The following is a 22,080-nucleotide window of genomic DNA, read 5'->3' as shown; positions in this document are numbered from 1 at the left end:
CGCGGCCTCAGCCGATGAACCCCTGCTCCTTGAGCCAGTTCTCGGCCACGTCGCCCGGCTGCTCGCCGTCGATGTCGACGTGGGTGCTGAGCTTCTGGATGGTCTCCAGGTCCAGGGCGTCGGCGATCGGCTTGAGCAGCTCCCGCAGCTCGGGGTTCTCGTCGGCGACCGGCTTGCGCACGGTCGGCGCCGGGTTGTAGACGGGGAAGAACGCCTTGTCGTCCTCCAGCACGGTGAGCTTGAGCGCCTGGATGCGGCCGTCGGTGGTCACGCCCTCGGCGAAGTTGCACGGGCTGCCCTTGGCGGCGTTGTCGTAGAGCGTGCCCTCGGCGACGGTGGCGAGCTTGTCGGCGGGCAGGGTGAACCCGTAGGTCTCCTGCAACCCCGGCCAGCCGTCGTTGCGGGCGAGGAACTCGGTGGCCGCGCACATGGTCGCCGCGTCCGGTGTGGACTTCACCAGCGCGGCGTAGTCCGAGATGGACTTCACGTCGTGTTCGGTGGCCACGTCGGTCTTGGCGACGATCGTGTAGGTGCTGTTGTAGGGCGCGGGTTCCAGCCACACGATGTCGTTGTCCAGGTCCGCGTCGGCCACGGCCTGGTACTGCTGTTCGGCGCCGTCGATCGGGTCGGTGTTCTTGAGGAAGCTGATCCACGCGGTGCCGGTGTACTCCCAGTACACGTCGATGTCGCCGGAGGTCAGCGCGGCTCGGGTGGTGTCGCTGCCGACCAGCCCGCAGTTCTCGCTGACCTCGGCGCCGACCGAGCGCAGCGCCTGGATGGTGATCTCGCAGAGGATCAGCTGTTCGGTGAACTCCTTGCTGCCCACGGTGATCGACCGGCCGTCCAGCGAGGCGATGTCGGCGAGGCTGCCGGCGGCCACGTCGGAGGACGGTTCGGCGATGGAGCAACCGGTGACACCGGCTGCCGCCACGAGTACCGCGGTCAGGGTTCGGGCCAGCGCACGCATGGTGTTCCTTCCGGGAGGGGGCAGGGTCAGATCCCGCGCGGGCGCAGCGCCGCCTCGGCGAGCCCGGCGAGCCAGTCGACGGTGAGGGCCAGGACGGCGGTGAGCACGCTGCCGGTGATCAGCACGGGTAGCCGGTTGAGCGTCACGCCGGTGGCGATCAGCGTGCCGAGGCCGCCGGCGTTGGTGTAGGTGGCCAGGGTGGCGCTGCTGACGTTGAGGATCAGCGCGATCCGCACACCGGCCAGGATCACCGGGACCGCCAGCGGCAGTTCGACGCGCAGCAGCACGGTGGTGCGGGTCAGTCCCATCCCGCGCGCCGCGTCGATCAACGACTTGTCCACTGTGGACACGCCGATCATGGTGTTGCGCAGCACCGGCAGCATCGCCAGCGCCACCAGTGCCAGCACGGCCTTGTCGAAGCCGATGCCGACCGTGACCGCCAGCAGCACCAGGATGCCGATCGACGGGATGGCCTGGCCGATGTTGGCCAGCCCCAGCAGGGGAGGGGTGACCAGCCGCAGCGCCGGCCGGGTGAGCAGCACCCCGAGTGGCACGGCGATCACGATCACCAGCACGCTGGAGACCGCCACCAGCTCCACGTGCTCCCACAGGTGGGTCAGGATCGTGTCGGCGTTGATCGAGCGCCGTTCGATGTCGTCGAGTTCCAGCCCGCTCAGGTACCAGAACAGCGCGCCGAGCGCCGCGAGCAGCACCAGCGGCGTGACCAGCACGTTCGCCGGGGTGATCCGCCTGGGCAGCGGCTGGGTGGGAGTGGTCACGACTGGCCGCCCGGCGGGGTGCGCAGCACCGTCGCCCAGTCCAGCTCGCCGACCACCCGATCCCCGTCGCGCACGACCGCGACCTCGGTGTGCGCGTGCAGCATCGTGTCCAGCGCGTCGAGCAGGCTCTGGTCGACCCGCACGCTCGCCCGGCCCGGCGCGCCCGAGTCCGGTGCCAGCGGCAGCTCGCCGACCAGCCGCAGGCTCAGCCCGCGCACCGCCGCGCCCGACCCGACGAACGACGCGACGAACTCGTCGGCCGGTTCGGCCAGGATCCTGGCCGGGGTGTCGAACTGGGCCAGCCGCCCGCCCTCGGCGAAGATCGCGATCCGGTCGCCGAGCTTGACCGCCTCGGTGATGTCGTGGGTGACGATCACGACCGTCTTGCGGATGTTGGCCTGCAGCGCGACGAACTCGTCGTGCAGCCGGTCGCGGGTGATCGGGTCGATGGCGCCGAACGGCTCGTCCATCAGCAGCACCGGCGGGTCGGCGGCCAGCGCGCGGGCGACCCCGACGCGTTGCTGCTGGCCGCCGGAGAGCTGCTTGGGGTAGCGCCGCCGGAAGGTGTCCGGGTCCAGTCCGACCAGGGTGAGCAGCTCCTCGACCCGCTCGGCGATGCGCTGTTTGGGCCAGCCGAGCGCGCGTGGCACCACGCCGATGTTGGCCGCGACACTCAGGTGCGGGAACAGGCCGATCTGCTGGATGACGTAGCCGATGTGGCGGCGCAGCTCGTCGGCGTCGACCGTGCCGACGTCCTCACCGTTGACGAAGATCTTCCCGTCGGTCGGTTCGATCAGCCGGTTGACCAGCCGCATGGTGGTCGTCTTGCCGCAGCCGGACGGGCCGACGAAGATCACCGTCTCGCCGGCCTCGATGTCCAGCGACAGGTCCTCGACGGCGAACGTCCGCGCACCGGGATAGCGCTTGCTCACGTGGTCGAGTCGGATCATCGGTTCGGTCATCGCAGTCCCCTGGACGTCGTCATCCGCACCAGCCCCAGGAAGAGGAGGTCGAGCACCAGCGCGAGGACGGCGACCCCGAGCACACCGGCGAGCGTGTCGTTGAGCGCGTTCGCACCGCCGATCCTGGCCAGCCCGTCGAAGATCAGCTTGCCGAGGCCGGGCCCGTTGACCGCGGCGGCGATGGCGGCGATCCCCACGTTCATCAGCGTCGCCAGCCGGATGCCGGTGAGGATCACCGGCCAGGCCAGCGGCAGCCGCACCACCACCAGCCGGCGCACCGACCCGAGCCCCATGCCGCGCGCCGCGTCGAGCACCTCGGGCGGCACCGCCTCCAGCCCGGTGACCGTGTTCCGCACGATCGGGAAGATCGCGTACAGCACCAGGGCGACGACCGAGGGTGTCACGCCGAGCCCGAACAGCGGGATGAGCAGGCCGAACAGCGCGAACGAGGGGATCGTGAGCATGGTCCCGGTGATCGCGAGGACCGGCCGGCTGGCGGCCGGGTGCCCGGCGACCAGCGACCCGAGGACGATGGCGATCACGGCGGCGATCCCGACCGCGATCAGCACCACCTGTAGGTGCCCGATCCCCAGCAGGACGATGTCCTCCCAGCGCCGGGCGAGGTAGTCGCCGAAGCCCACAGACTCACCTCCCCGCTGTGCTCCGCTGTGTGCATCCGGACCCACCCTAGTGATCCACAGCGGTTTCGCGGTAGCGACCGGGGTCACCCGGTCCGTTGTCCAGTCCGTGTCAATACCCCGGAAAATGCCCACATTTTCGGCTTTTGGGGGCCATCGGGAGCTGTTTATCATTCCCCGCGTGTCCGGATACAAGTTCGATGTCTTCATCAGCTACTGCCGTCGCGGAAACGTGCGGAAATGGCTGGAGAACCACTTCTACCAGACGCTGGTCGACTGCCTGTCCGACCAGCTCGCGGCCGCGCCGACGGTGTATGTCGACTGGGCGATGCCGCGCGGCGTGCACTGGCCGTCGGAGCTGAAGAAAGCGGTGCGACACACGAAGATCATGGTTCCGGTGTTCAACCCGCCGTACTTCGAGTCGCGGTGGTGCATGGCCGAGATGCGCAGCATGCGGGAGCGGGAGCGGATGCTCGGACTACGCAGTGTCGAGAAGCCGCAGACGCTGCTCTACCCGATTCTTTTCGCCGACTCGGTGAATTTCCCTCCGGAGAGCCGCGAGCTGAGCTGGCAGGATTTCAAGGAACACGCCCACCCGCACCCGAGTTTCCAGGACACCGTGGAGTACCTGCCCTTCCACAAGCGGGTCGTGGCGTTCGCGGAGGACCTGGCCGAGCTGCTGGCCCAGGTGCCCGAGTGGCGGCCGGAGTGGCCGGTCGTCGACCTGACCGAGCCCTACCTCATCCCGCCGCCCCGGATGCCGAGGTTCGACGAATGACCGGCACGGTGATCACCTTCTACTCCTACAAGGGCGGGGTCGGGCGCAGCTTCACCCTGGCCAACGTCGCGGTCCTGCTGGCCAGGTGGGGCTACCGGGTGCTGGCCATCGACTGGGACCTGGAGGCCCCCGGCCTGCACTACTACTTCGCCGGGGTGATGCCCACCGAGCCGAAGGGCGGGGTCGTCGACCTGGCCAGCGCGTTCCTCGCCGGCGCCGCCCGGCCGCGCGCGCACGGCGTGCGCCTCGACGTCGACGGCGAGCTGACGCTGCTGGCCGCCGGCCGCCAGGACGGCGGGTACAGGACCCGCGTCCAGTCCATCGACTGGGACGACCTCTACCAGCGGGGGTTCGCCGCGTTCCTGGAGACCTGCCGCGCGGAGTGGACCCGCGACCACGACTTCGTGCTGATCGACAGCCGCACCGGCATCGCCGACACCGCCGGGATCTGCACCGCCCACCTGCCGGACCGCCTGGTCATGGTGTTCACCGCCAACGACCAGAGCGTCACCAACGCCGTGGACGTGGTCCGCAGCGCCGACCGGGCACGCGACGCCCTGCCCTACGACCGGCCGGCCCACCTGGTGCTGCCGCTGCTCTCGCGCCTGGACGGCCGGGTCGAGTACCAGCGGGCGGAGCGGTGGAAGGAGCGGTGCGTCGAGATCGTGGCGCCGCTGTGGCGCAACTGGCTGTCCAAGAACGTGCCGGAGGAGCTGATGCTGCGGCACCTGTCGGTGCCGTACGTGTCGTACTGGAGTTTCGGCGAGGAACTGGCGGTGCTGGCCGAACAGTCGCCGTCGGCCGACCAGATCTCCTTCTCCCTGGAGACGGTCGCCTCGGTGATCGCCCAGCGTTTCGACCGCACCGACCTGCTGGCCGACAACCGCGACGCCTACGTGGCCGCGGCCCGCACCCACCGCCAGCGGTTCGACCTGGACGTGCTGGTCTCCTGCCCCTGGTCGGCCTCGCACGTGGCGACCGAGCTGATCGAGGGCCTGCACGCGCTCGACGTCCGCGCCGACCGCTCCCTGTCCGGCGACCCCGAACGCCTCGACCGCCCCGTGCTGGCCCAGCACCTGTGCCTGGTGGTGGACGGCGAGGTGACCCGCTGGCAGATCTCCGAGGCCGAGCGTTTCCTGCGCCGCTCCCTGGAGGCCGACGGCCGCCAGCTGTTCTGCGTGCTCACCCGGGGCACCGACCCGGCGCGCCTCCCGTCGTTCCTGCGCAATCTCCGCCCCCTTGAACTGCGCACGATGCGCCCCGACCACGTGGCCCACCGCCTGCACGAGCTGATCTCCGACGCCCCACCGGCCGACACCGATCACACCACCCTGCGCGACGCCGCCACCGCCCTGCGCCGGGTCCCGGCGCAGGTTCCGTACCCGCTGCGCCTGGACCTGCTCGTCCAGACCGTGCACGCCATGGCCACCGCCCTCGACAACGGCGACCTGGCCCTGATCGGCGACCTGACGGTCGACCTGGAACTGCTCAGCCAGACCCGCACCAACGGCGACCACCCGGTCCCCACCCACCCCCTCCACACCGAGATCCAGACCCTCCTCACCCGCCTCGACCGGCGAACCAACGGAAAGGTGACCTGAATTGGCCTCCTACGACTTGTCCGAACGCTCCGCCCTGTTCACGCTCTGGGTCCAGAATCGCGACATCCCCAACCCCGAACTCACCAAGACCTTGGGCGTCGACCTGCGCCCCGCCGCCCGCGACCGCCTCAACAAGGCCGGTCTGATCGAGTCCACCAAGGGCCGCCCCATCGTCCACCGGATCACCCCCGAGGGTGTGGACTGGTGCTTGCGGCAGTCGCTCACGATCGAACCGCCGCCGAGATCCGGTGCCCTGGTCCGCGCGGTCTTCGCCAAGTTCCGACAGGACGCTCCCGAGCTGACCCCCGACCTGGAGAAGCTGATCCGTGAGGTCTACCGCGAGCTGTCGATCAAACCCCAGGACTGGGTCCGCCTGGCCAGGATTCGCCCGGAACTCAACGGCGCCGACCACACCGAGGTCGACGAGACCCTGCTGACGATGATCAAGACGGGCACCGTCCACCTGGCACCCCAGTCCGACCGCAAGGCGCTGACCGACGAGGACCACGCGGCCGCGATCCGGGTCGGCTCGCAGGACAAACACCTCCTGGCGATCGAGGAATCATGACCACCGAGCAACACCAGGCCCTCGCCGCCCTGCGGATCAACGCCGCCGAGCACCCCGACGACGTGTGGCACACCTCGCCCTCACACGTGGAAGGGCTGCACACCAGGGCCGAACACCGTATCCGGGCCGGTGTGCGGGACGCCCTGGACAGCGCTGGACCCAGCCCGATCGGGTTGGCCCTCCAGGGCCAGCGCGGCGTGGGCAAGACCCACCTCCTCGGCTGGGCCAGGCGGGTGGTGCAGCAGGAGTCCGGCTACTTCTTCCTGATCGAGATCTCCACCGGGGAGGCGTTCTGGGAGGACGCGTCGCTGGCGATGCGCGGCGAACTGCTGCGCGCCGACGACGCCGGTGAACTCCAGCTCACCGCCCTCCTGCGCCGGCTGTGTGAGCGGGCCCGTGTGCCGGAGGCGGTCGCGCGGGCCGTCCTCGGCGGGGGACCCCTCACCACGGACGGCCTGGATCTGTTCGTCGGCGCGGTGCGCCGGCTCGACGCGCGGGTCGGCCGCGAGTGCGCCGACACCCTCCGCGCGCTCGTGCTCTACGGGGCGGCCGACGAGAAGCGGTCCGACCTCGGCCGCGACTTCCTGGCGGGACAACAGGACGACAAGGACCAGCGGCACGTCTGGAACCTCAGCTCCGAGGCGAAGTCCAGCCACGCCGTGGTCGCGGAGATCTCCAAGCTGCTGGCGCTCACCGGACCGAGCGTGGTCGCCGTCGACCAGCTGGACACCTTGGTCAGCAAGGCCTCCACCGGTTTCGACGACCAGGCCGTCGACCCCGCGCTGGCACGTGACCTGGCGCTGATCGCCGACGGGTTGATGCAGCTGCGGGACCGCACCCGGCGAACCCTGTCGGTGGTGGCGTGTCTGCCCGACACCTGGAAGAAGCTGTACCTGGTGGCGGCGGACACCGTGATGGACCGGTTCACCGAGACACCGTTCCTGGGGTCGATCGTGGAGCCGGAGCTCGGCCGGGCACTGGTCGAGAAGTGGCTCGGTGTGGTCTACGGGCGGATCGGGTTCGTGCCGCCGCATCCCACCTGGCCGGTCGCCCAGACCGCGTTCACCGGCGAGTGGACCGCCCACACTCCACGGGAGCTGCTGCGCCGGATCAACGCCCACGCCGAGGCGTGCCTGCTGGGGGAGGTCCGGGAACTGGCGTCCTTCGACGAGAAGAAGGACGACCAACCCGCCCCCGTCCCGGCCAGGACCGGTCCCGAGCCCGACTACCTCGGCGAGTACGACAAGCGGTTCGACGAGCTGCGGAACAAGGCCGACATCTCCAGTGCCGCGCTCACCAAGAACGACGAGCCGGCCATGCCGGAGCTGCTGCTCGCGGCCCTGAAGGCGTGGATCAACGAGGTCGGCAACGACGACATGGCGTGGGAGGTCGAGCAGCTGGCCAACGGGCGCAACCACCTGCACGCGATCCTGCGCCGCACGGTCGACGAGGAGCGTGACATCGCCGAGCGGTGGGGATTCCGGTTCATCGCCAGCGGCCACGGCAACTACGTGCTGCGCCAGATGCGCTACGCCGGGGACGCGGCCGGCATCCGCCCGGGCGCCGGCGACCGCCGACTGGTGCTGCTGGCCAACGGCGAGGGGGGCTGGGGCGGGACCAAGACCCGCAAGGAGGTCGCCGAGCTGGAGCGCACCGGTGGGCAGCGCGTCCTGATCTCCGACGACGACCTGCGGACCTTCCGTGCCCTCAAGGACATGCCGGGCACCCAGTCCCACCGGTTGTTGGAGTGGTTGGTGGCCCGCAAACCCGCCTCCCGCACGACCTTCCTCCGCGAGATCCTGCCCGATCCCGGCCGGGGCACCGCCGGCCACCAGGAGACCCGCCCGCCGCCGGCCCGGCTCGAACTCGGTATGGACGGTGAGATCGGCATCGACCTGGAGTCGTTGCGCAAGCATGTGATGATCTTCGCCGGGTCGGGGTCGGGGAAGACCGTGCTGTTGCGGCGGATCGTCGAGGAGTGCGCCGTGCGGGGGGTCTCGGCGATCGTGCTCGACCCGAACAACGACCTGGCGCGGCTCGGGGACCCGTGGCCCGAACCGCCCGCCGACTGGCGGCCGGGGGATGACCAGCGGGCGGCCGAGTACCACGCCGGCACCGAGGTCGTGGTGTGGACGCCGGGGCGGGCCAGTGGGCGCGCGCTGAGTTTCCACCCGCTGCCCGACTTCGCCGGGGTGCTCGCCGACGAGGAGGAGTTCGGTGCCGCGGTCGACGCGGCGGTCGCCGCGCTCGTGCCGAGGACCAGCACCGGCGGGACCACCAAGTCCGCCGTGCGCGGGCGGGCGGTGCTGCGCGAGGCGCTGACCCACTACGCCCGCACCGGCCGGCGTGACCTGGCCGGGTTCGTCGACGTGCTGGCCGCGCTGCCCGAGGGCGTGAGCCGTCTGGCCACCGCGACCGCCACGGCCGCCGACCTGGCCGAGACCCTGCGCGCCGCCATGGTCAACGACCCGCTGCTCGGCGGCACCGGCGCACCGGTCGACCCCGGTCTGCTGCTCACCCCGACCCCGGGGCGGCGGGCGCGGATCTCGGTGATCAGCTTCGTCGGTCTGCCCAACGACGAGCAGCGGCAGGCGTTCACCAGCCAGCTCCAGCTGGAGGTCTTCGCCTGGATCAAACGCCACCCGGCCACCGACCGGCCGCTGGGCGGGCTGTTCGTCCTCGACGAGGCGCAGACCGTCGCCCCCTCCGGCACCTGGACGGCCAGCACCCAGAGCACGATCCTGCTCGCCTCCCAGGCCCGCAAGTACGGCCTTGGCCTGGTGTTCGCCACCCAGGCGCCCAAGGGCGTGCACAACCAGGTCAGCGGGAACGCCACCACCCAGTTCTTCGGCCGGCTCAACAGCCCGGCGCAGATCGCCGCGGCCACCGAGCTGGCCAGGGCCAAGAGCGCGTCGGTCGGTGACATCGCGCGGCTGGAACGCGGCCGGTTCTACGTCACCGGCGACGGCCACGGGTTCACCAGGATGCGGGCGCCGATGTGCCTGAGCCACCACCCGCCGAGCGCCCTGCGCCTGGAGGAGGTCCTCGACCGCGCCCGGCAGGACTGACCAGGCCCACCAGGACAGACGAAGGACGCGCCCCGCTGGCCCGGGGCGCGTCCTTCGTCGTGCCGGCGATCAGTGCCGGCGACCAGTGCCGGCGACTCAGACCACGGTCGCGGCGGCCGCCTCGATCCGCTGCCAGAGCGCGGCGAACAGGTCCTCGCCGGTGTAGTTGCGCGGCTGGGTCGACCCGCCGCCGAGCACCGACAGGTCGTGCAGCTCCAGCGCGGTCCGCCCGGCGGCCGTGTCGTACACCGGGCGCGCCCACCCGTTGCTGCACACGCTGCCCGCGTCGTGCCGGCCGACGACGAAGTTCACCGTCTCGTCGCCGCCGATGCCGCCGCGCTGGATGTCCAGCGCGTACACGATGTCGCCGGCGCGTTCGACCCGCACCGCGATCCGCGAGTGGCCCGAGTTGACCGTGCCGACCAGGCCGTCGCGGGTCAGCTTCGGCATGGCCGCCGCGAACTGCTCACCCAGGTAGCGCAGCGTCCTGTCCTGCTCGGTGTACCGACTGAACGTCGCCGGCACGGCGACCTCCGCCGGCTTCTCCTCGGCCGGTGACGCCGACGCCAGCACCCGGGCGACCACGTCGCCCACCGCCGCGCGCTCCCACTCGGCGGCCTCGACGCGCTCGCCGAGCGCCTCGGCGAGCTGGTCGGCCCGGTACTCGACCGACCGCAGGTAGGTGATGTGCGGGTGCAGCAGCCCGGCCGGCACGGCGACGCCGTCGACCAGGACCGGCAGCACGTGCTCGTCGCCGGCTCGCACCGCCCGCAGCATCGCCGAGGTGAACTCGTCGGTGGTGGACACGAACGGAAGGAAGAACAGCACCCGCGCGTCCGGCAGGTCGCCGTCGGTCTTGCGGGCCCACCACTCGTGGGTGTGGTCGGGCCCGTACAGCACGGTCAGCCCGCGCTGCCGGCACGCCTCGACCACCTCACCTGCGGCGGCGCGCTGCTCCTCGGTGAACGACACGGCGATGTCGTAGGTGGCGGTTTCGTCCATGGGCTACTCCTTGCTCGATGCCGGCCCCGTGGCCGGCGTGGTTGACCGGCGCAGCATCCACACCGGGTGTGGACCGGACGTGGATACGGAGTGGAAACCCGCGGGTGTCCTGTTGACCGTCGATCCGGTCAACGGTCAACACCTTGTCGGGGATGGTGTCGACGACGAATCCTGGTGGTGGGCAAGGAATTCTTCCGGCCCTCACAAATACCATTCCACAATGGAGGTTTCGTCATGTCCGTGTCCCGTTTCCTGGCCGTGGCCGGTACGTCGGTCGCCGCGCTCTGCATCACCGCCGCCGCCTCGGGAATGTCCTCCGTCGCGCTGTCCGACGACGGTGTCACCACGCCGCCGCCGGCCACCACGACCACGCCCGCGCCGAACGACAACCCGTGGCACGGCTGAGCTCTCCCGACAATTCCGCCGGGTCGCCCGTGGACATTTCCCGGGCGACCCGGCAATCTGACAGAGATGAATAAAGGAAAGGGAGGCTTCCGGTGGTCGAGACATTTGGTGACCTCTTGCGCCGGTGCCGGTCGGCCGCCGGCATCTCCATGTCCGCGCTGGCCGTGCGGGTCAACTACTCCAAGAGCTACCTGTCCAAGCTGGAGAACGACCTCAAACCGCCCAACGCCACCGTCGCCCGGCTGTGCGACGCCGCGCTGGACGCGGGCGGCGCGCTGATCGAGTCGGCCCGCGAGTGCTCCGGCGAGCGCTCCGGGAAGCTGGACCGCCGCCAGGTGCTGACCGCCGGCGCCGTGCTCGGCATGGCGTTCACCGGCGGCCCGCGCCCGGTGCCCGACGAACGCGTGGTCACCGGCCTGCGGACCACCTTCGAACACCTGCGCCAGCTCGCCACCCACACCAGTCCCGCCGTGGTGATCGAACCGCTGGTCGCCCAGGTGCGCACGGTGCACGCGCTGGCCAGGGAGAACCCGGAGCCGGTGCGTACCCGGCTGTTGCTGCTGGCCGCCAGGATCGCCGAGCACACCGGCTGGATGTACCAGGAGGCCGGCGACGACGAGCAGGCCCTGCGCTGGACCCGCGACGCCGCCGACCTCGCCCGCGCCGGCGGCGACCGCGAGATCGCCGGCTACTCGCTGGTCCGCGAGGCCGGCCTCGCCTTCTACCGCCACGACGCCGCCGCCACGATCGGCCTGGCCAGGCAGGCCCAGCGGATGCCCCTGTCCGGCGCCCGCACCCTGGGCCTGGCGCTGCGCCGGGAGGCCCAGGGGCACGCCCTGGCCGGCGACCGCGACGCCTGCGCCCGCGCCTTCGACCGGGCCGCGGAGCTGGTGGCCGACGCCCCGGCGGCCGACTCCGCCTACCCGGTCCTCGGCTCGACCGCCCCCGACCCGATCGGCCTGGCCAGGGGCTGGTCGCTGTTCGACCTCGGCCGGTCAGCCGAGGCCGCCGAGGTCCTCGACCGCGCGCTGGTGGCCGTCCCGGCGACCTCGCGGCGCACCAGGGCCCGCTTCGGCGCCAGGGCCGCCCTGGCCCACGCCCTGGCCGGCGACCTCGACCAGTGCTGCGCGTCCCTGCCGGGGACCCTCGACGACGCCGCCCACGTCGACTCCGCCACCGTCCGCCTGGACCTGCGTGACCTCGCCCGCACCCTCAACCGCTGGCGCGGGCACCCGGGCGTGCGCGACCTCTACCCCGACCTGAACCGCGTCCTGCAACGGCACTGGCAGTACAGCTAGCCGCAGGCGCACCGCAGCTTCGCCCGTTCGGTGCGCACCTCCACCGCCTCCGGCAGCCCCAGCGCGGCGAACTCGTCCTCGGCCGCCCGCCAGTGATCGACGGCGTCGTCGTGGAGGTCGGCCGCGTGCAGGGTTCTGGCCGCGCCCCGGTGGGCGTGCGCCCGGTGGGTGCGGTTGCCGGTCCCGGTCGCCAGGTCCACCGCCGACAGGAACGATTTCAGCGCCTCCGCCCGGTCACCCCTGGCCTGGGCGGTGGCGCCCCGGTCCCGGTACAGCTGGGTGCGCAGGTCCGCGTCGGACAGGGCGGCGGCCACCTCCATCGCCCGCGACTGGTGCCGGGTGGCCTCGGCGAGGCGCCCGGCCGCGCGGTGCACGTTGCCGAGGTTGCTCAGCGCGTAGGCCACCACGCACAGGTCACCGACCGAGGTCGCCAGCTCGTGGGCCTGCTGGTGGCTGGCCAGCGCGTCGTCGAGCAGCCCGAGCCGGTGCTGCACCGTGCCGAGGTTGTTCAGCACGTGCGCCAGGCCCTGCGTGTGCCCGACCTCCCGCAGCATCGGTACCGCCTCCTGCTGCTGGCGCAGCGCCTGCGTCAGGTTCCCGCGCAGACCGTTGACGTAGCCGAGCATGCTCAGCGCGTGTCCCTGCCCGCGCCGGTCGGCGCACCGCTGGTACCCGGCGAGCGCGGCCTGGAGCCGGGTGACGGCCTCGTCGTGGCGGCCGAGCTGGCTGGCCGACACGGCCAGCGCGCACAGCGTCGCCGCCTCGCCCCGCACGTCGCCGAGGTCGGTCCACCGCGACAGCGCCCGGTGCGCCAGGTCCGTCGCCTCGGCCAGCCGGCCGAGCCGGTCGTGCGCGGTCGCCAGGCGCAGCAGCACGTGCGCCTGGCCGTAGACGTCACCGGAACCGGGCCCCGAGACGATCTCCAGCGCCAGGTTCATCGTGGACAGCCAGTCCTCGAGCTGGCTGGTGGTGTGGAAGTACCGCCACAGCAGCACCGCCAGCCGCCACGCGTGGTCGGACAGGTCGTTGCCGGCGGCGTGGCGGATGGCGGCCACCAGGTTGTCCCGCTCGGTCTCGATCCACGCCAGCGCCTCCCTCGGTCCGTCGAACTCCGGCGCGACCGGGGCCGGCCGGTCGACCGAGGGCTGCTGGTCGCGGTCGAACGGGTAGCCGGTGGCGACCGCGCGGGCCAGCGTCACCAGGTAGTGGTCGAGCAGCCGGACCAGGGCCTCGTCGAGCCCCGGCGGCGCCCCGGCCTCGGTGGCGGCGAACTCCCTGATCGGGTCGAGCATCCGGTAGCGCTCGATCGCCACCTCCTCCAGCAGGCACACCTCGTGCAGGTCGTCGAGGACCACCCGGGCGTCGTCGACGGTGAGCCCGGCCAGCGCCGCCGCGCCCGCCACGTCCAGGTCCCGGCCGGGCAGGTGCCCGAGCAGCCGGAACAGGTCCCGCTGCGCGCCGGTGAGCTGGCGGTAGGACACCGACACCGCCGCGAAGCTGCCGGTGCCGAGCAGCGTCAGCAGCTTGTCCAGCGACCAGGTGGTGTGCCGGCGCAGCAGCGCCGCCGCCACCCAGATCTCGATCGGCAGGTGGGCGCAGCGGCCGACGATCTCGGCGACCTCCGTCGCGCGGCCCCGCACCCGCACCGGGTCGCTCAGCGCGGTGAACAGCGCGACCGCGTCCTGCCGCGCGAGCGGGGCCAGCCGCAGGTGGGTGCCGGTTCCCGGCTCACCCATCCGCCGGCTGGTGACGATCGTCAGACAGCCCTCCGCCTCCGGCAGCAGCGGCCGCACCTGCTCCAGCGACGCCGCGTTGTCCAGCAGGACCAGCGTTCTGGTGCCGTACAGCTCGGTCTGGAACAGCGTGGTCTTGCGCCCGTCGGTGGCCGGGATCTGTTCGGGCGGCACGCCCAGCTCGCCCAGCAGCTGGGTCAGCGCGTCGCCGACGGTCACCGGCGCGTCGAGCCGCACCATCAGCTGCCCGTCCGGGAACCGGTCGCGCAGCCGATGCGCGGCGGCCACCGCCAGCCCGGTCTTGCCGACGCCCGGGGCGCCGCTCAACCACACCGTGCGCCGCTCGCCCGGCGCGGCGGCGGCCGCCTCGATCGCCGCCAACTCGGTGGTGCGGCCCAGGAACGGGCCGGGCACGGCCGGCAGCGAACTGGCCGGCTCACCGCGTTCGGCCCGCGCCGCCAGGTTGCGCAGCACGGTCCCCGGCTCGATGCCCTGCTCGGCGAGCGCGGCCGCCGTCCCCCGGAAGATCCGGATGGCCGCGACCCGGTCGCCGCTGGCCAGCAGCGCGCGCATGAGCAGTTCGGCGTGCCGCTGCTGGGACGGGTCGGTGGGCACCACCCGCCGCAGCCGGTCCCTGGCCGCGCGGTGCTCGCCGATCGCCAGTTCCAGTTCGGCCAGGTCACCGACCGTGTCGAGGAGGTCGACGTCCGGCCGGACGACGTCGGTGCCGCCGATCCGGTCGATGTCGATGTCCTCCAGGAACTCTCCGCGCCACAGGTCCACGGCCGCCCGCAGCAGCTCGACCGACCGGTGCGGGTCGCCGGCCGCCCGGGCCTGGTCGCGCAGCCGGTCGAACCGCTTGACGTCGACCCACGCCTCGTCGATGCCCAGCCGGTAGCCGGTCGGGGTCCGCTCGATCAGCGGATCCCCGGTTGCCTCACGGAAGGCGTTGCGCAGCCTGTTGATGTAGCCCCGGATAAGTGTGCGCCGCTCGATGTTGCCGTCCCAGACGATGTCGGTGAGCTTGTCGTTGGACACGGGCTTGTTGACGTTCAACAGAAGTACCACCAGCACGAAACGCTGCTGCTGTTCCCCGAGAGGCACCTGGTTCCCGTCGTGCCATGCCTCCAGCGGTCCCAGCATCCGAAAATCCACATTGCCTCCCAGACGTCGGTGTCCGCGAAAATGAACTCGCGCCTGAAAGGTCGGAGGAGGGCGAATCAGCGTTTCGTCCACGTCTGATCGACACCGACCGGTCACTCTCCGCCGCATGGAATCCGACGTGCTGCCCTGTTACGTGGTCTGCGACGTGTCGTTCTCGATGACCGACCACCTCGACGAGCTCAACGCCGGCCTGCGGGAGTTCCGCGGCGCCGTGCACGCCGACCCGGCCGCCGCCGCGCGGGTGCGGGTGTGCGTGGTCGGGTTCGCCGAACAACCGACGATGCTGCAACCGCTGCGCCCGGCGACCGAACTGTCCGACGTGGCCGACCCGGTCACCAGCACCGGCACCAACTTCGGGCCGGCGTTCGCCTTCCTGCGCGAGGCCATCGACCGGGACGTGCGCCTGCTCAAACGAGACCGGCTGGCCGTGCGTCGTCCGATCGTCTTCTTCACCTCCGACGGCCAGCCCACCGACCCGGTGACGTGGCCGGCCGCGTTCGCCGCGCTCACCGACCCCGCCTGGACGACCCGCCCGCACATGGTCGCCTTCGGACTCGGCGACGCGGACCGGAGCACCCTGGACCGGATCGGCACCCGGCGCCTGTTCCTGGGCCGCGACGGCATCCGGCTGGGCACGGCGCTGACCGTCTCGATCACCCTCGGACCGAGGAGCGACCATGTCTAGCGGCCGGGCGGAGCTGGTGCGCGAGCTGAAGTCCCTGCGCAAGGGCCGTGGCCTGCTGGCAGGGGGGATCGAGCAGCGCATCGGGCCCGCCCTGCGCGCCGCCTGCCGGGTCGCCGAGACCGACGGCCCGGTGACGACCAGGGACAAGGTGGCCGCGCGCCTGAGGGAGCTGGCCGATCTGCTGTCCGAGGACCTGCGTGACGCCACGCTCGCCGCGTTCGCCGTCGCCCCGGACGCCCGGCTGCCGCTCTACCAGGACCGGGTGCACTGGGCCGCGCTCAGGGCCGACCGCGACCCGCGCACGGTGCGCCGGCGGGTCGACGAGGCCATCGCCCAGATCGCCGACCTGGCGACCGGCGCGGCCGGCGGCCGCACCGCCGACCGGACCCACGGCTGGCACACCACCCGGCTGCGGGTGGTCGCCGCGCTGGACCGCGCCCAGCCGGAGGCGCTGGAGCAGCGGCGGATCGTCGTCGACGAGGACGGCCTGCGCGAGGTGGACCTCACCCCGCTGCTGCCGGCCTCGCGCCGTGACCTGGACGTGTGCGTGTTCTACGGCGGCACCCTGGTCGAGCGTGACGGCCGGTTCGCCCTGGTGCTGCCCCGGCCGCTGGCCCGTGGCGAGACCCACGAGTTCGAGGTGCGGTTCCGCCTGCCGGCCGTGCAGGCGGTGCGGCCCCACCTGGTGTGCGTGCCGTCGCTGCCGTGCGAGCTGTTCGACCTGCGGGTGCGGTTCGGCGGCCGGGCGCCGCGCGTGTGGACGCTGTCCGGCGCGGCCCCGACCGCGGTGTCCGGCCCGGCGCCCTACGGCAACCGGCACCCGGTCGACCCCACCGGCGAGCTGCACCTGCGCTTCTACCAGCTGACCCCGGGCCTGGCCTACGGCGCGCGCTGGGCGTGATCGTCACCTGACCCGCAGGTAGGCGCGGATGGTGGTGCCCTGCGGGCTGGTGTACGTGCGGACCAGGTCGGCCAGGTCGTTGATCATCAGCAGGCCGCGGCCGGAGTTGTCGCTCGGTTTGGCCGGGCGGCGGCCGGCGAGCGGGTCGGTGAGCCGCCCGGTGTCGCGGCCCTCGCACACGATGTCCCGGCCGTCGCTCCAGACGCGCAGTTCGCAGGGGCCGTCGGCGTGCACGAGGCTGTTGGTGGCCAGTTCGGTGGCGATCAGCTCCAGGTCGGCCACCCGGTGGGCCGGCAGGCCAAGGGCACTGGCCCGGTCGGCGATCGCCCGGCGGGCGGGGCGCAGGTCGGTCGGCGCGGCGATCAGGTGGCGGTGGGCGTCGGCGGGGGAGTGGTGCAGTGGCTCGTTGTACCGGGCGACCACGCGGTCGGGCGCGTACTCGGCGCTGGAGTACCGCTGGTCGGCCTCCCAGACCAGCGGGTGGGTCGCCCGCGCGTCGGCGATGGTTCCCGGGTCGAGGCCGGCGGCGTCGTACGGGCAGGCGATGGTGATGTCCCGCCCGGCGAACGACGTGTTCACCAGCGCCTCGTGCTGCGCGCACGCCGGGTACTCGGTGGCCGAGCGCCCCGGCCACACCGGTTCGCCGACGATCCGCACGTGCCGGCCGGGGTGGGTGTCGGCGAAGTGCAGCACGCTGGGGATGATCCGGCCCGGGTTGCGTCCGGCGACGGTCATGTCGATCCGGTGCACCCGCTCGGCCGAGACGCCAAGGGCGGCGTCCAGCTGCCGCAGCCGGGGGCCGGGCACGATCACCGCGACCGGGTCCCCGGCCGCGAGGCCGTCGCTGATGAACGGCACCAGCAGGTCCAGGTACTCGGCGTCGGTGCGGTAGAGCAGGGCGGGGTGGACGAACTCGTCATGGTCAGCTGACGTGGTGGGGTTCATGCGACGCGTTCCTGATGGAGTTCCACTCGGACGTCGGCGACGTCGAGCACGTTCACGATGCGTGCCGGGCCGGTGCGGGACACGTGCAGCACCAGGGGTGCCGACCGGCGTCGCGCGTGGTCGAACAGGCGGAGCAGGCTGCGGTGGTCGATGAAGTCCAGTCCTCTCGCGTCGACGACCAGTTCCATGCCGCGCAGCGGGAGCGCGGTGCGGTCCAGCGCCGTGGTGAACAGGTCCGCCGTCGACAGGTCGAGTTCCCCGCTGAGCGTGCCGCTGAAGAACTCGGCGGTCGAGGCGTGCAGGTGGAAGCCGACGGAGTCCTGGTTGGACGTGGGGTGCAGGCAGGCCAGCTGCTCGATCACGCCTTGGGCCAGTTCGGCTCCGTCGTAGACGCACATGGAGGAGAACGGGTGGCCGGCCAGGTACTGGTCGACCAGGTGCTCGTACCGGGCGAACGCGTCGAGCTGGGTGGCGGTGCGGACCAGCGGGGTCGACTCGGCCACCACGCGTAGCCCGGTGAACCCGGCGGCCAGGGCCGCCGCCGTGGCGTCGGCGTAGACGCGGACCTGGGCGGAGGGTTCGATCACCGCGCCGGTCGCGCTCAGCGGGACGACCTGGGCGGCTCCCCGGTCCAGTGCCTCGGCCATGCCCTCGACGGCGAGCAGCTGGTCGACGAGCCGGGTGACCGGGCCGAAACCGGCCCACCCGACCCGCTCCCCGATGGCCAGACCCTCGGTCAGGAACTCCCGCACCCGTGGCCTCAGCTCCGCCGGGCCGTCGTAGCGCCAGCAGAGGTGGTCGTGGGGTCCCAGTCCCCGCGCGTCACGAACCAAACCCGACGAACGCACTGTTCAAGGCTATGTTGCCCGGATTTCGCCAGCAACACGACGGCAACTCACCACCGTCCCAGCGGGACGGTCGGGCACGTGGCGCCAGGAATTCGGTCACCCCGGAGTGGTCCCCGGCGTCCCCTCGGAGGCCCTCCGGCGACCCCGGTGCGTACCGGGTTCCGCACGACACGGCCGCGACACGACCACGTTCGGGTATTTCTTCGCTCCAACAGGTGACATTGGCACGGGGAATTATGCACGGATCGTGGTCGAAAACAGCGAGATTAACAACAACGAAGGATTACAGCACTCGAAAGGATTCCGCAGGTGGATCGGAGGAACGTGCGCGCGCTAATGTCGCGTCCGGTCGCAGCAAGATCGGACCAAGTTGATCGCGTTATGAAACGAGGGAATATCCAAATGTTGAAGAAGATTGGCTTTGTCACGGCGGGCGTAGCCGCCGGCATGGCGATGATGAGCGGGTTCGCCTCGGCCGAGGCCGGTGGCGGCCCCGGTGACGGCGGCAGCATCCAGAACCAGAACGGTCTGCTGAACCTCAACAACACTGACATCCTGCACAACGTCAATGCTGCTGTGGGCGTCTGCGACAACAACATCAACGTTCTGGGCATCCAGGTGCCGATCGAGGACGTCGCCAACGGCATCGGCGTGCCGATCCTGTCCCCGGCCAGCGACGCCGGCCAGAGCGCCAACCCGGAGAACTGCGCGTCCGCCAGCCTTGAGGACGGCGGCTCGATCCAGGGCAACAACTGACGCGCCTGATCTCCCCCTCGACGACGGGGCTTCCCGTCGTCGCCCACCATTGAGAGGTTAGCTTTCAGGTGTTTCATCAGCTCCTCGTCGGCACGTCACCCCCTGGCGGTACCGCTTCGGCGGCGACCGGACGAGGGAACGACGTGGCCGTCGGGGCGTGTGACCTCAACGTCAACGCGGTTGGCGTTCAGGTACCGGTCGAGGATGTCACGAACGGCGCGAACGTGTCGGTCGTTTCCCCCGGTAGCAGTGACGCGATCGGCGCTACGCCGGAGAACTGCGCGTCCCGCAGCCTGACGAATGGCGGCACGGTTCAGGACTACTGAGTCCGTCACCTTGGTGGGTAGGAGGCAGGGCCGGTCCGCCGGTCCTGCCTCTCCGTCTCTCCACACACTGAATCGAACAAGGGGCACACATTGTCTGAGGACGCTCTCGCCTTCCCCATCCGTTTCCGTGGTTACGACCGGAACGCGGTCGAGTGGGAGCTGCACGAGCTGCGCGTCGCGCTCGACTACGCGCAGGCCGAGCGGGACCGCGCCGTCGCGCGGGCGCTGGCCGTCGAGGGCAGCGACCGGACCGGCGTGCCGGCGTCCGCCACCGTGCAGTGGCTGATCGAGACCGCCGAGGAGGACGCCCGCCGCATCCGTGAGGAGGCCGCGCAGTCGGCCAGCGAGTGCACCGGTCGCGCCGAGGAACTGCTGCGCCACCGGGTTGAGCTGATCGACCAGGCCCAGCGCGAGGCCGACGCGTGCCGGGCCAAGGCCGCCGAGGAGGCCCGCGACCTGGTCCGCGACGCCCTGGACAAGGCCGAGACCCTGCTCGGTGGTCTGCGCGAGAGCGAGGCCGCGCTGCGCCGGCTGTTCGACAGCGGCGCGCTGGCCCACATGCCCCCGCCCCGCGGCCCGATCGACGACCGGGTCGTGCCCTCGCCGGTTCCGCACCGGTTCGACCCACAGCGCATCGACCCACAGCGCATCGACCCGCATGACGACGACCCGCACACCGGGCCCATCGGCGGTCTGCTGCCGCAACTTCCGGTGGTGCACAACGCCGGTGAGATGGGGCCCAAGGTCGTCGCCCCCCAGTCTCCGGAGAACGCTTCCTGAACCGGACGTGCCAGCGCGGAGGAGCTGGGAGGACCGCGCCCCGGTGAACTGGGAGCAGATCTACACCGAACACGGGCCGGCCATGATCGAGGTGGCGTCGCGACGCACGGGTGACCGGTCGGACGTGGACGCCGCCGACCTCGTGCACGAGGCGTTCGTCGCCGTGCTCGCCGACCCGCCGGCCGGCGATCCCGACTGGCCGCACCTGCTCACCACCCGGATGGCCGAGTTCTGCGTGGGTCACACCGAGCCGGTGGTCGACGACGAGCCGGTCGAGGACACCGCCGCCGTCGCCCTGCGCCGGGTCGCCGCCGGCGAGGTGCGGCAGCGGATCCTGCGCGTCATGGGGTACATGACCGAGCGGCAGCGGCAGATCACCCGGCTGCGGCTGTTCGAGGGACTGAGCGTCGGCGAGATCGCCACCAGGATGAACACCTCGTCCTCGAACGTCTCGCAGATCGTCATCCGCTGCCTGGTGAAGCTCGCGCCGAGCCTGACCCAGTTCGACACGTTCGACCAGCGGGACCTCGAACGCGTACGACCCCCCAGACGAAACAACTGACCGGACGAGAAAGCGCCGGCTCCCACGTGGTGGGAGCCGGCGCCCTGTCGTGCCGGTGACTCTGTGTCGTGCGGGTGACGGCGTGCTGGTGACTCCGTCGTGCCGGGAAGGCCAAGCTGGTCAGCCGACGCTGATCATGCCGCCTTCGCCGCCCCCGCCCCAGGCGCCACCGATGCCGGCGTAGGCACCCCAGCCGTCGAACCAGGAGGCCTCCAGGTCGCCGCCGTGGCCGCCACCGAACGCGTTCTGCTGGCCGTGGCCGTTGCCGAACTGCTGGCCCTGCTGACCGTGCTGCTCGCCCTGACCGTGCTGCTCGCCCTGCTGCTGGCCGAACTGCTGGTCCTGCGGCTGACCCTGCTGCTGGCCGTGCTGCTGGTCCTGCTGCTGGTCCTGCTGCTGGCCGTGCTGGTCCGGGTGGTCGTCACGGCCGACCGAGACCGAGCCGCCCTCGGCCGAGCCGCCGGCGGCACCGTCCACGACGGCACCGGCGACCGCACCCTGGGCGTCGTACCACTCGATGTCCAGGCTGGGCCCACCGTCGCGAGGCCCGACCAGACCAGCGACCTCCGGAACCGCGGCGGCCTCAGGCGCGACCTCGGGGGCGACCTGGGGCACGTCGGTGACGGCCTCGGTGGCGCCCTGGTCCTGGGTGTCGGCGACCACGGCCGGAGCCGGCTTGAGCGGCTGGTAGTCGGCGAAGGTGCTGTAGCCGTCGTACCCGTGGTCGTGGACGTCGACGTTCAGGTCGGTGTCGGTGTTGTTGTGGTGGATGCCGTTGATGGTGGTGTCGACGTTGACGTCGGTGTCGTCACCGGCACAGCAACCTTCGGATCCCCGGGAAGTCGTGGCGTCCGCGCCTACCGTCACCTGGTCGGCCGGAGGTACGTCCGCGGTCTCGGCGGACGCGGTCAGCGGACCGGCCAGGATGGCGATCGGTACGGCGAGGGCCGCGAAGAGCACACTGCGGCCAGCCAACTTGGACATTGCTGTCTCCTTACGAAGTGGTCTAGCGGACTATCGTCCGTCGTCCCGGACGCTTGTAAATTACCGCGAATTACCACCAGTGGTCCCTGCGTCACGCCAAAGTGGACCAGTTACACCCCTTCTGCCCACAGTGGATTCCGTGGGTGACGGGAAACATTCACACAGGCGACTCGGAAACGCGAACAGAACCCTCCGCCTGGGCGTATCGGATCAACCGAACAGTCACGATGCTGGTGCCTACCGGATAACGTCGCTAAAATCGAGGCAGGTCACCCGATCGAGGTGGAGCGGCGCGTCGGCGCCATGGTTCCCGATCGCTAGGTTGTCGCT

At 71.5% G+C, this 22,080-nt stretch carries 21 protein-coding genes; 12 read left to right on the top strand and 9 right to left on the bottom strand.

Features of this window, described 5'->3' with window-relative positions; genetic code table 11:
• Positions 1-7: 7 nt before the first annotated feature.
• From BLA60_RS10170 to BLA60_RS10155, 4 genes are read right to left on the bottom strand one after another with little or no spacing between them, the layout of a single operon-like run.
• Positions 8-967, bottom strand: coding sequence for a glycine betaine ABC transporter substrate-binding protein (locus tag BLA60_RS10170; protein WP_075132518.1), 960 nt, complete (start codon positions 965-967; stop codon positions 8-10).
• Between the two features lie 26 nt (positions 968-993).
• Complete coding sequence (locus tag BLA60_RS10165; RefSeq protein ID WP_211288663.1) at positions 994-1,746, bottom strand: ABC transporter permease; 753 nt, start codon at positions 1,744-1,746, stop codon at positions 994-996.
• A complete protein-coding gene (locus tag BLA60_RS10160) occupies positions 1,743-2,708 on the bottom strand; it encodes an ABC transporter ATP-binding protein (protein ID WP_075132516.1) in 966 nt (321 codons plus the stop codon). Before BLA60_RS10160 ends, BLA60_RS10165 begins: the two co-directional genes overlap by 4 nt.
• On the bottom strand, positions 2,705-3,349 hold the full coding sequence (locus BLA60_RS10155; RefSeq protein WP_075132515.1) for an ABC transporter permease: 645 nt from the start codon (positions 3,347-3,349) through the stop codon (positions 2,705-2,707). The genes BLA60_RS10160 and BLA60_RS10155 overlap by 4 nt, the downstream gene beginning before the upstream one ends.
• A 178-nt stretch (positions 3,350-3,527) precedes the next feature.
• On the opposite strand from BLA60_RS10155, the gene BLA60_RS10150 reads away from it, so the two are divergent.
• The 4 genes from BLA60_RS10150 to BLA60_RS10135 are packed head-to-tail and all read left to right on the top strand — an operon-like array spanning position 3,528 to position 9,361.
• Entirely contained in the window at positions 3,528-4,124 is a 597-nt protein-coding gene (locus tag BLA60_RS10150; RefSeq protein ID WP_075132514.1) for a toll/interleukin-1 receptor domain-containing protein, read from the top strand.
• Entirely contained in the window at positions 4,121-5,725 is a 1,605-nt protein-coding gene (locus BLA60_RS46180) for a tyrosine-protein kinase family protein (protein ID WP_154814247.1), read from the top strand. The genes BLA60_RS10150 and BLA60_RS46180 overlap by 4 nt, the downstream gene beginning before the upstream one ends.
• Position 5,726: 1 nt before the next feature.
• On the top strand, positions 5,727-6,293 hold the full coding sequence (locus BLA60_RS10140; protein ID WP_084734792.1) for a hypothetical protein: 567 nt from the start codon (positions 5,727-5,729) through the stop codon (positions 6,291-6,293).
• Positions 6,290-9,361 (top strand): ATP-binding protein, encoded by a 3,072-nt coding sequence (locus tag BLA60_RS10135; RefSeq protein ID WP_075132512.1) that lies wholly within the window; start codon positions 6,290-6,292, stop codon positions 9,359-9,361. The genes BLA60_RS10140 and BLA60_RS10135 overlap by 4 nt, the downstream gene beginning before the upstream one ends.
• Before the next feature lie 96 nt (positions 9,362-9,457).
• Here BLA60_RS10135 and BLA60_RS10130 read toward each other — a convergent pair whose 3' ends face one another.
• The gene (locus BLA60_RS10130; RefSeq protein WP_075132511.1) at positions 9,458-10,363 is read right to left on the bottom strand and encodes a hypothetical protein; all 906 of its coding nucleotides are present in this window, start codon (positions 10,361-10,363) and stop codon (positions 9,458-9,460) included.
• A gap of 234 nt (positions 10,364-10,597) precedes the next feature.
• Between BLA60_RS10130 and BLA60_RS43100 the strand changes: the two genes are divergently transcribed.
• Positions 10,598-10,768, top strand: a complete 171-nt coding sequence (locus BLA60_RS43100) for a hypothetical protein (protein WP_154814246.1) — start codon at positions 10,598-10,600, stop codon at positions 10,766-10,768.
• A gap of 92 nt (positions 10,769-10,860) precedes the next feature.
• The gene (locus BLA60_RS10125; RefSeq protein WP_075132510.1) at positions 10,861-12,066 is read left to right on the top strand and encodes a helix-turn-helix domain-containing protein; all 1,206 of its coding nucleotides are present in this window, start codon (positions 10,861-10,863) and stop codon (positions 12,064-12,066) included.
• Here the strand turns inward: BLA60_RS10125 and BLA60_RS10120 are convergent.
• Positions 12,063-14,942, bottom strand: a complete 2,880-nt coding sequence (locus BLA60_RS10120; RefSeq protein ID WP_075132509.1) for an AfsR/SARP family transcriptional regulator — start codon at positions 14,940-14,942, stop codon at positions 12,063-12,065. The two genes, BLA60_RS10125 and BLA60_RS10120, sit on opposite strands and share 4 nt — an antisense overlap.
• Before the next feature lie 127 nt (positions 14,943-15,069).
• Between BLA60_RS10120 and BLA60_RS10115 the strand changes: the two genes are divergently transcribed.
• Positions 15,070-15,648: a vWA domain-containing protein gene (locus BLA60_RS10115; RefSeq protein ID WP_075132508.1), complete on the top strand. Its 579-nt coding sequence runs from the start codon at positions 15,070-15,072 to the stop codon at positions 15,646-15,648.
• On the top strand, positions 15,641-16,549 hold the full coding sequence (locus BLA60_RS10110; RefSeq protein WP_245811908.1) for a hypothetical protein: 909 nt from the start codon (positions 15,641-15,643) through the stop codon (positions 16,547-16,549). Before BLA60_RS10115 ends, BLA60_RS10110 begins: the two co-directional genes overlap by 8 nt.
• 3 nt (positions 16,550-16,552) lie before the next feature.
• Here BLA60_RS10110 and BLA60_RS10105 read toward each other — a convergent pair whose 3' ends face one another.
• Together BLA60_RS10105 and BLA60_RS10100 are read right to left on the bottom strand one after the other, a co-directional pair.
• Entirely contained in the window at positions 16,553-17,494 is a 942-nt protein-coding gene (locus tag BLA60_RS10105) for a sensor histidine kinase (protein ID WP_075132507.1), read from the bottom strand.
• A complete protein-coding gene (locus tag BLA60_RS10100) occupies positions 17,491-18,342 on the bottom strand; it encodes an MEDS domain-containing protein (RefSeq protein ID WP_084734791.1) in 852 nt (283 codons plus the stop codon). The genes BLA60_RS10105 and BLA60_RS10100 overlap by 4 nt, the downstream gene beginning before the upstream one ends.
• Positions 18,343-18,744: 402 nt before the next feature.
• Between BLA60_RS10100 and BLA60_RS10095 the strand changes: the two genes are divergently transcribed.
• The 4 genes from BLA60_RS10095 (at position 18,745) to BLA60_RS10080 (ending at position 20,766) form a co-directional block, all read left to right on the top strand.
• A complete protein-coding gene (locus BLA60_RS10095) occupies positions 18,745-19,098 on the top strand; it encodes a hypothetical protein (RefSeq protein WP_075132505.1) in 354 nt (117 codons plus the stop codon).
• A gap of 143 nt (positions 19,099-19,241) precedes the next feature.
• Positions 19,242-19,424, top strand: a complete 183-nt coding sequence (locus tag BLA60_RS10090; RefSeq protein ID WP_075132504.1) for a hypothetical protein — start codon at positions 19,242-19,244, stop codon at positions 19,422-19,424.
• A gap of 90 nt (positions 19,425-19,514) precedes the next feature.
• Positions 19,515-20,204 (top strand): hypothetical protein, encoded by a 690-nt coding sequence (locus BLA60_RS44190; RefSeq protein ID WP_075132503.1) that lies wholly within the window; start codon positions 19,515-19,517, stop codon positions 20,202-20,204.
• 43 nt (positions 20,205-20,247) lie between these two features.
• Complete coding sequence (locus BLA60_RS10080) at positions 20,248-20,766, top strand: sigma-70 family RNA polymerase sigma factor (RefSeq protein ID WP_075132502.1); 519 nt, start codon at positions 20,248-20,250, stop codon at positions 20,764-20,766.
• Between the two features lie 120 nt (positions 20,767-20,886).
• Here BLA60_RS10080 and BLA60_RS10075 read toward each other — a convergent pair whose 3' ends face one another.
• Positions 20,887-21,750, bottom strand: coding sequence for a hypothetical protein (locus BLA60_RS10075; protein ID WP_075132501.1), 864 nt, complete (start codon positions 21,748-21,750; stop codon positions 20,887-20,889).
• Positions 21,751-22,080 lie beyond the last annotated feature (330 nt).

This window comes from Actinophytocola xinjiangensis (genome assembly GCF_001921215.1).
GTDB classification, from domain to species: domain Bacteria; phylum Actinomycetota; class Actinomycetes; order Mycobacteriales; family Pseudonocardiaceae; genus Actinophytocola; species Actinophytocola xinjiangensis.
This window is presented reverse-complemented; position numbering and strand designations above follow the sequence as displayed.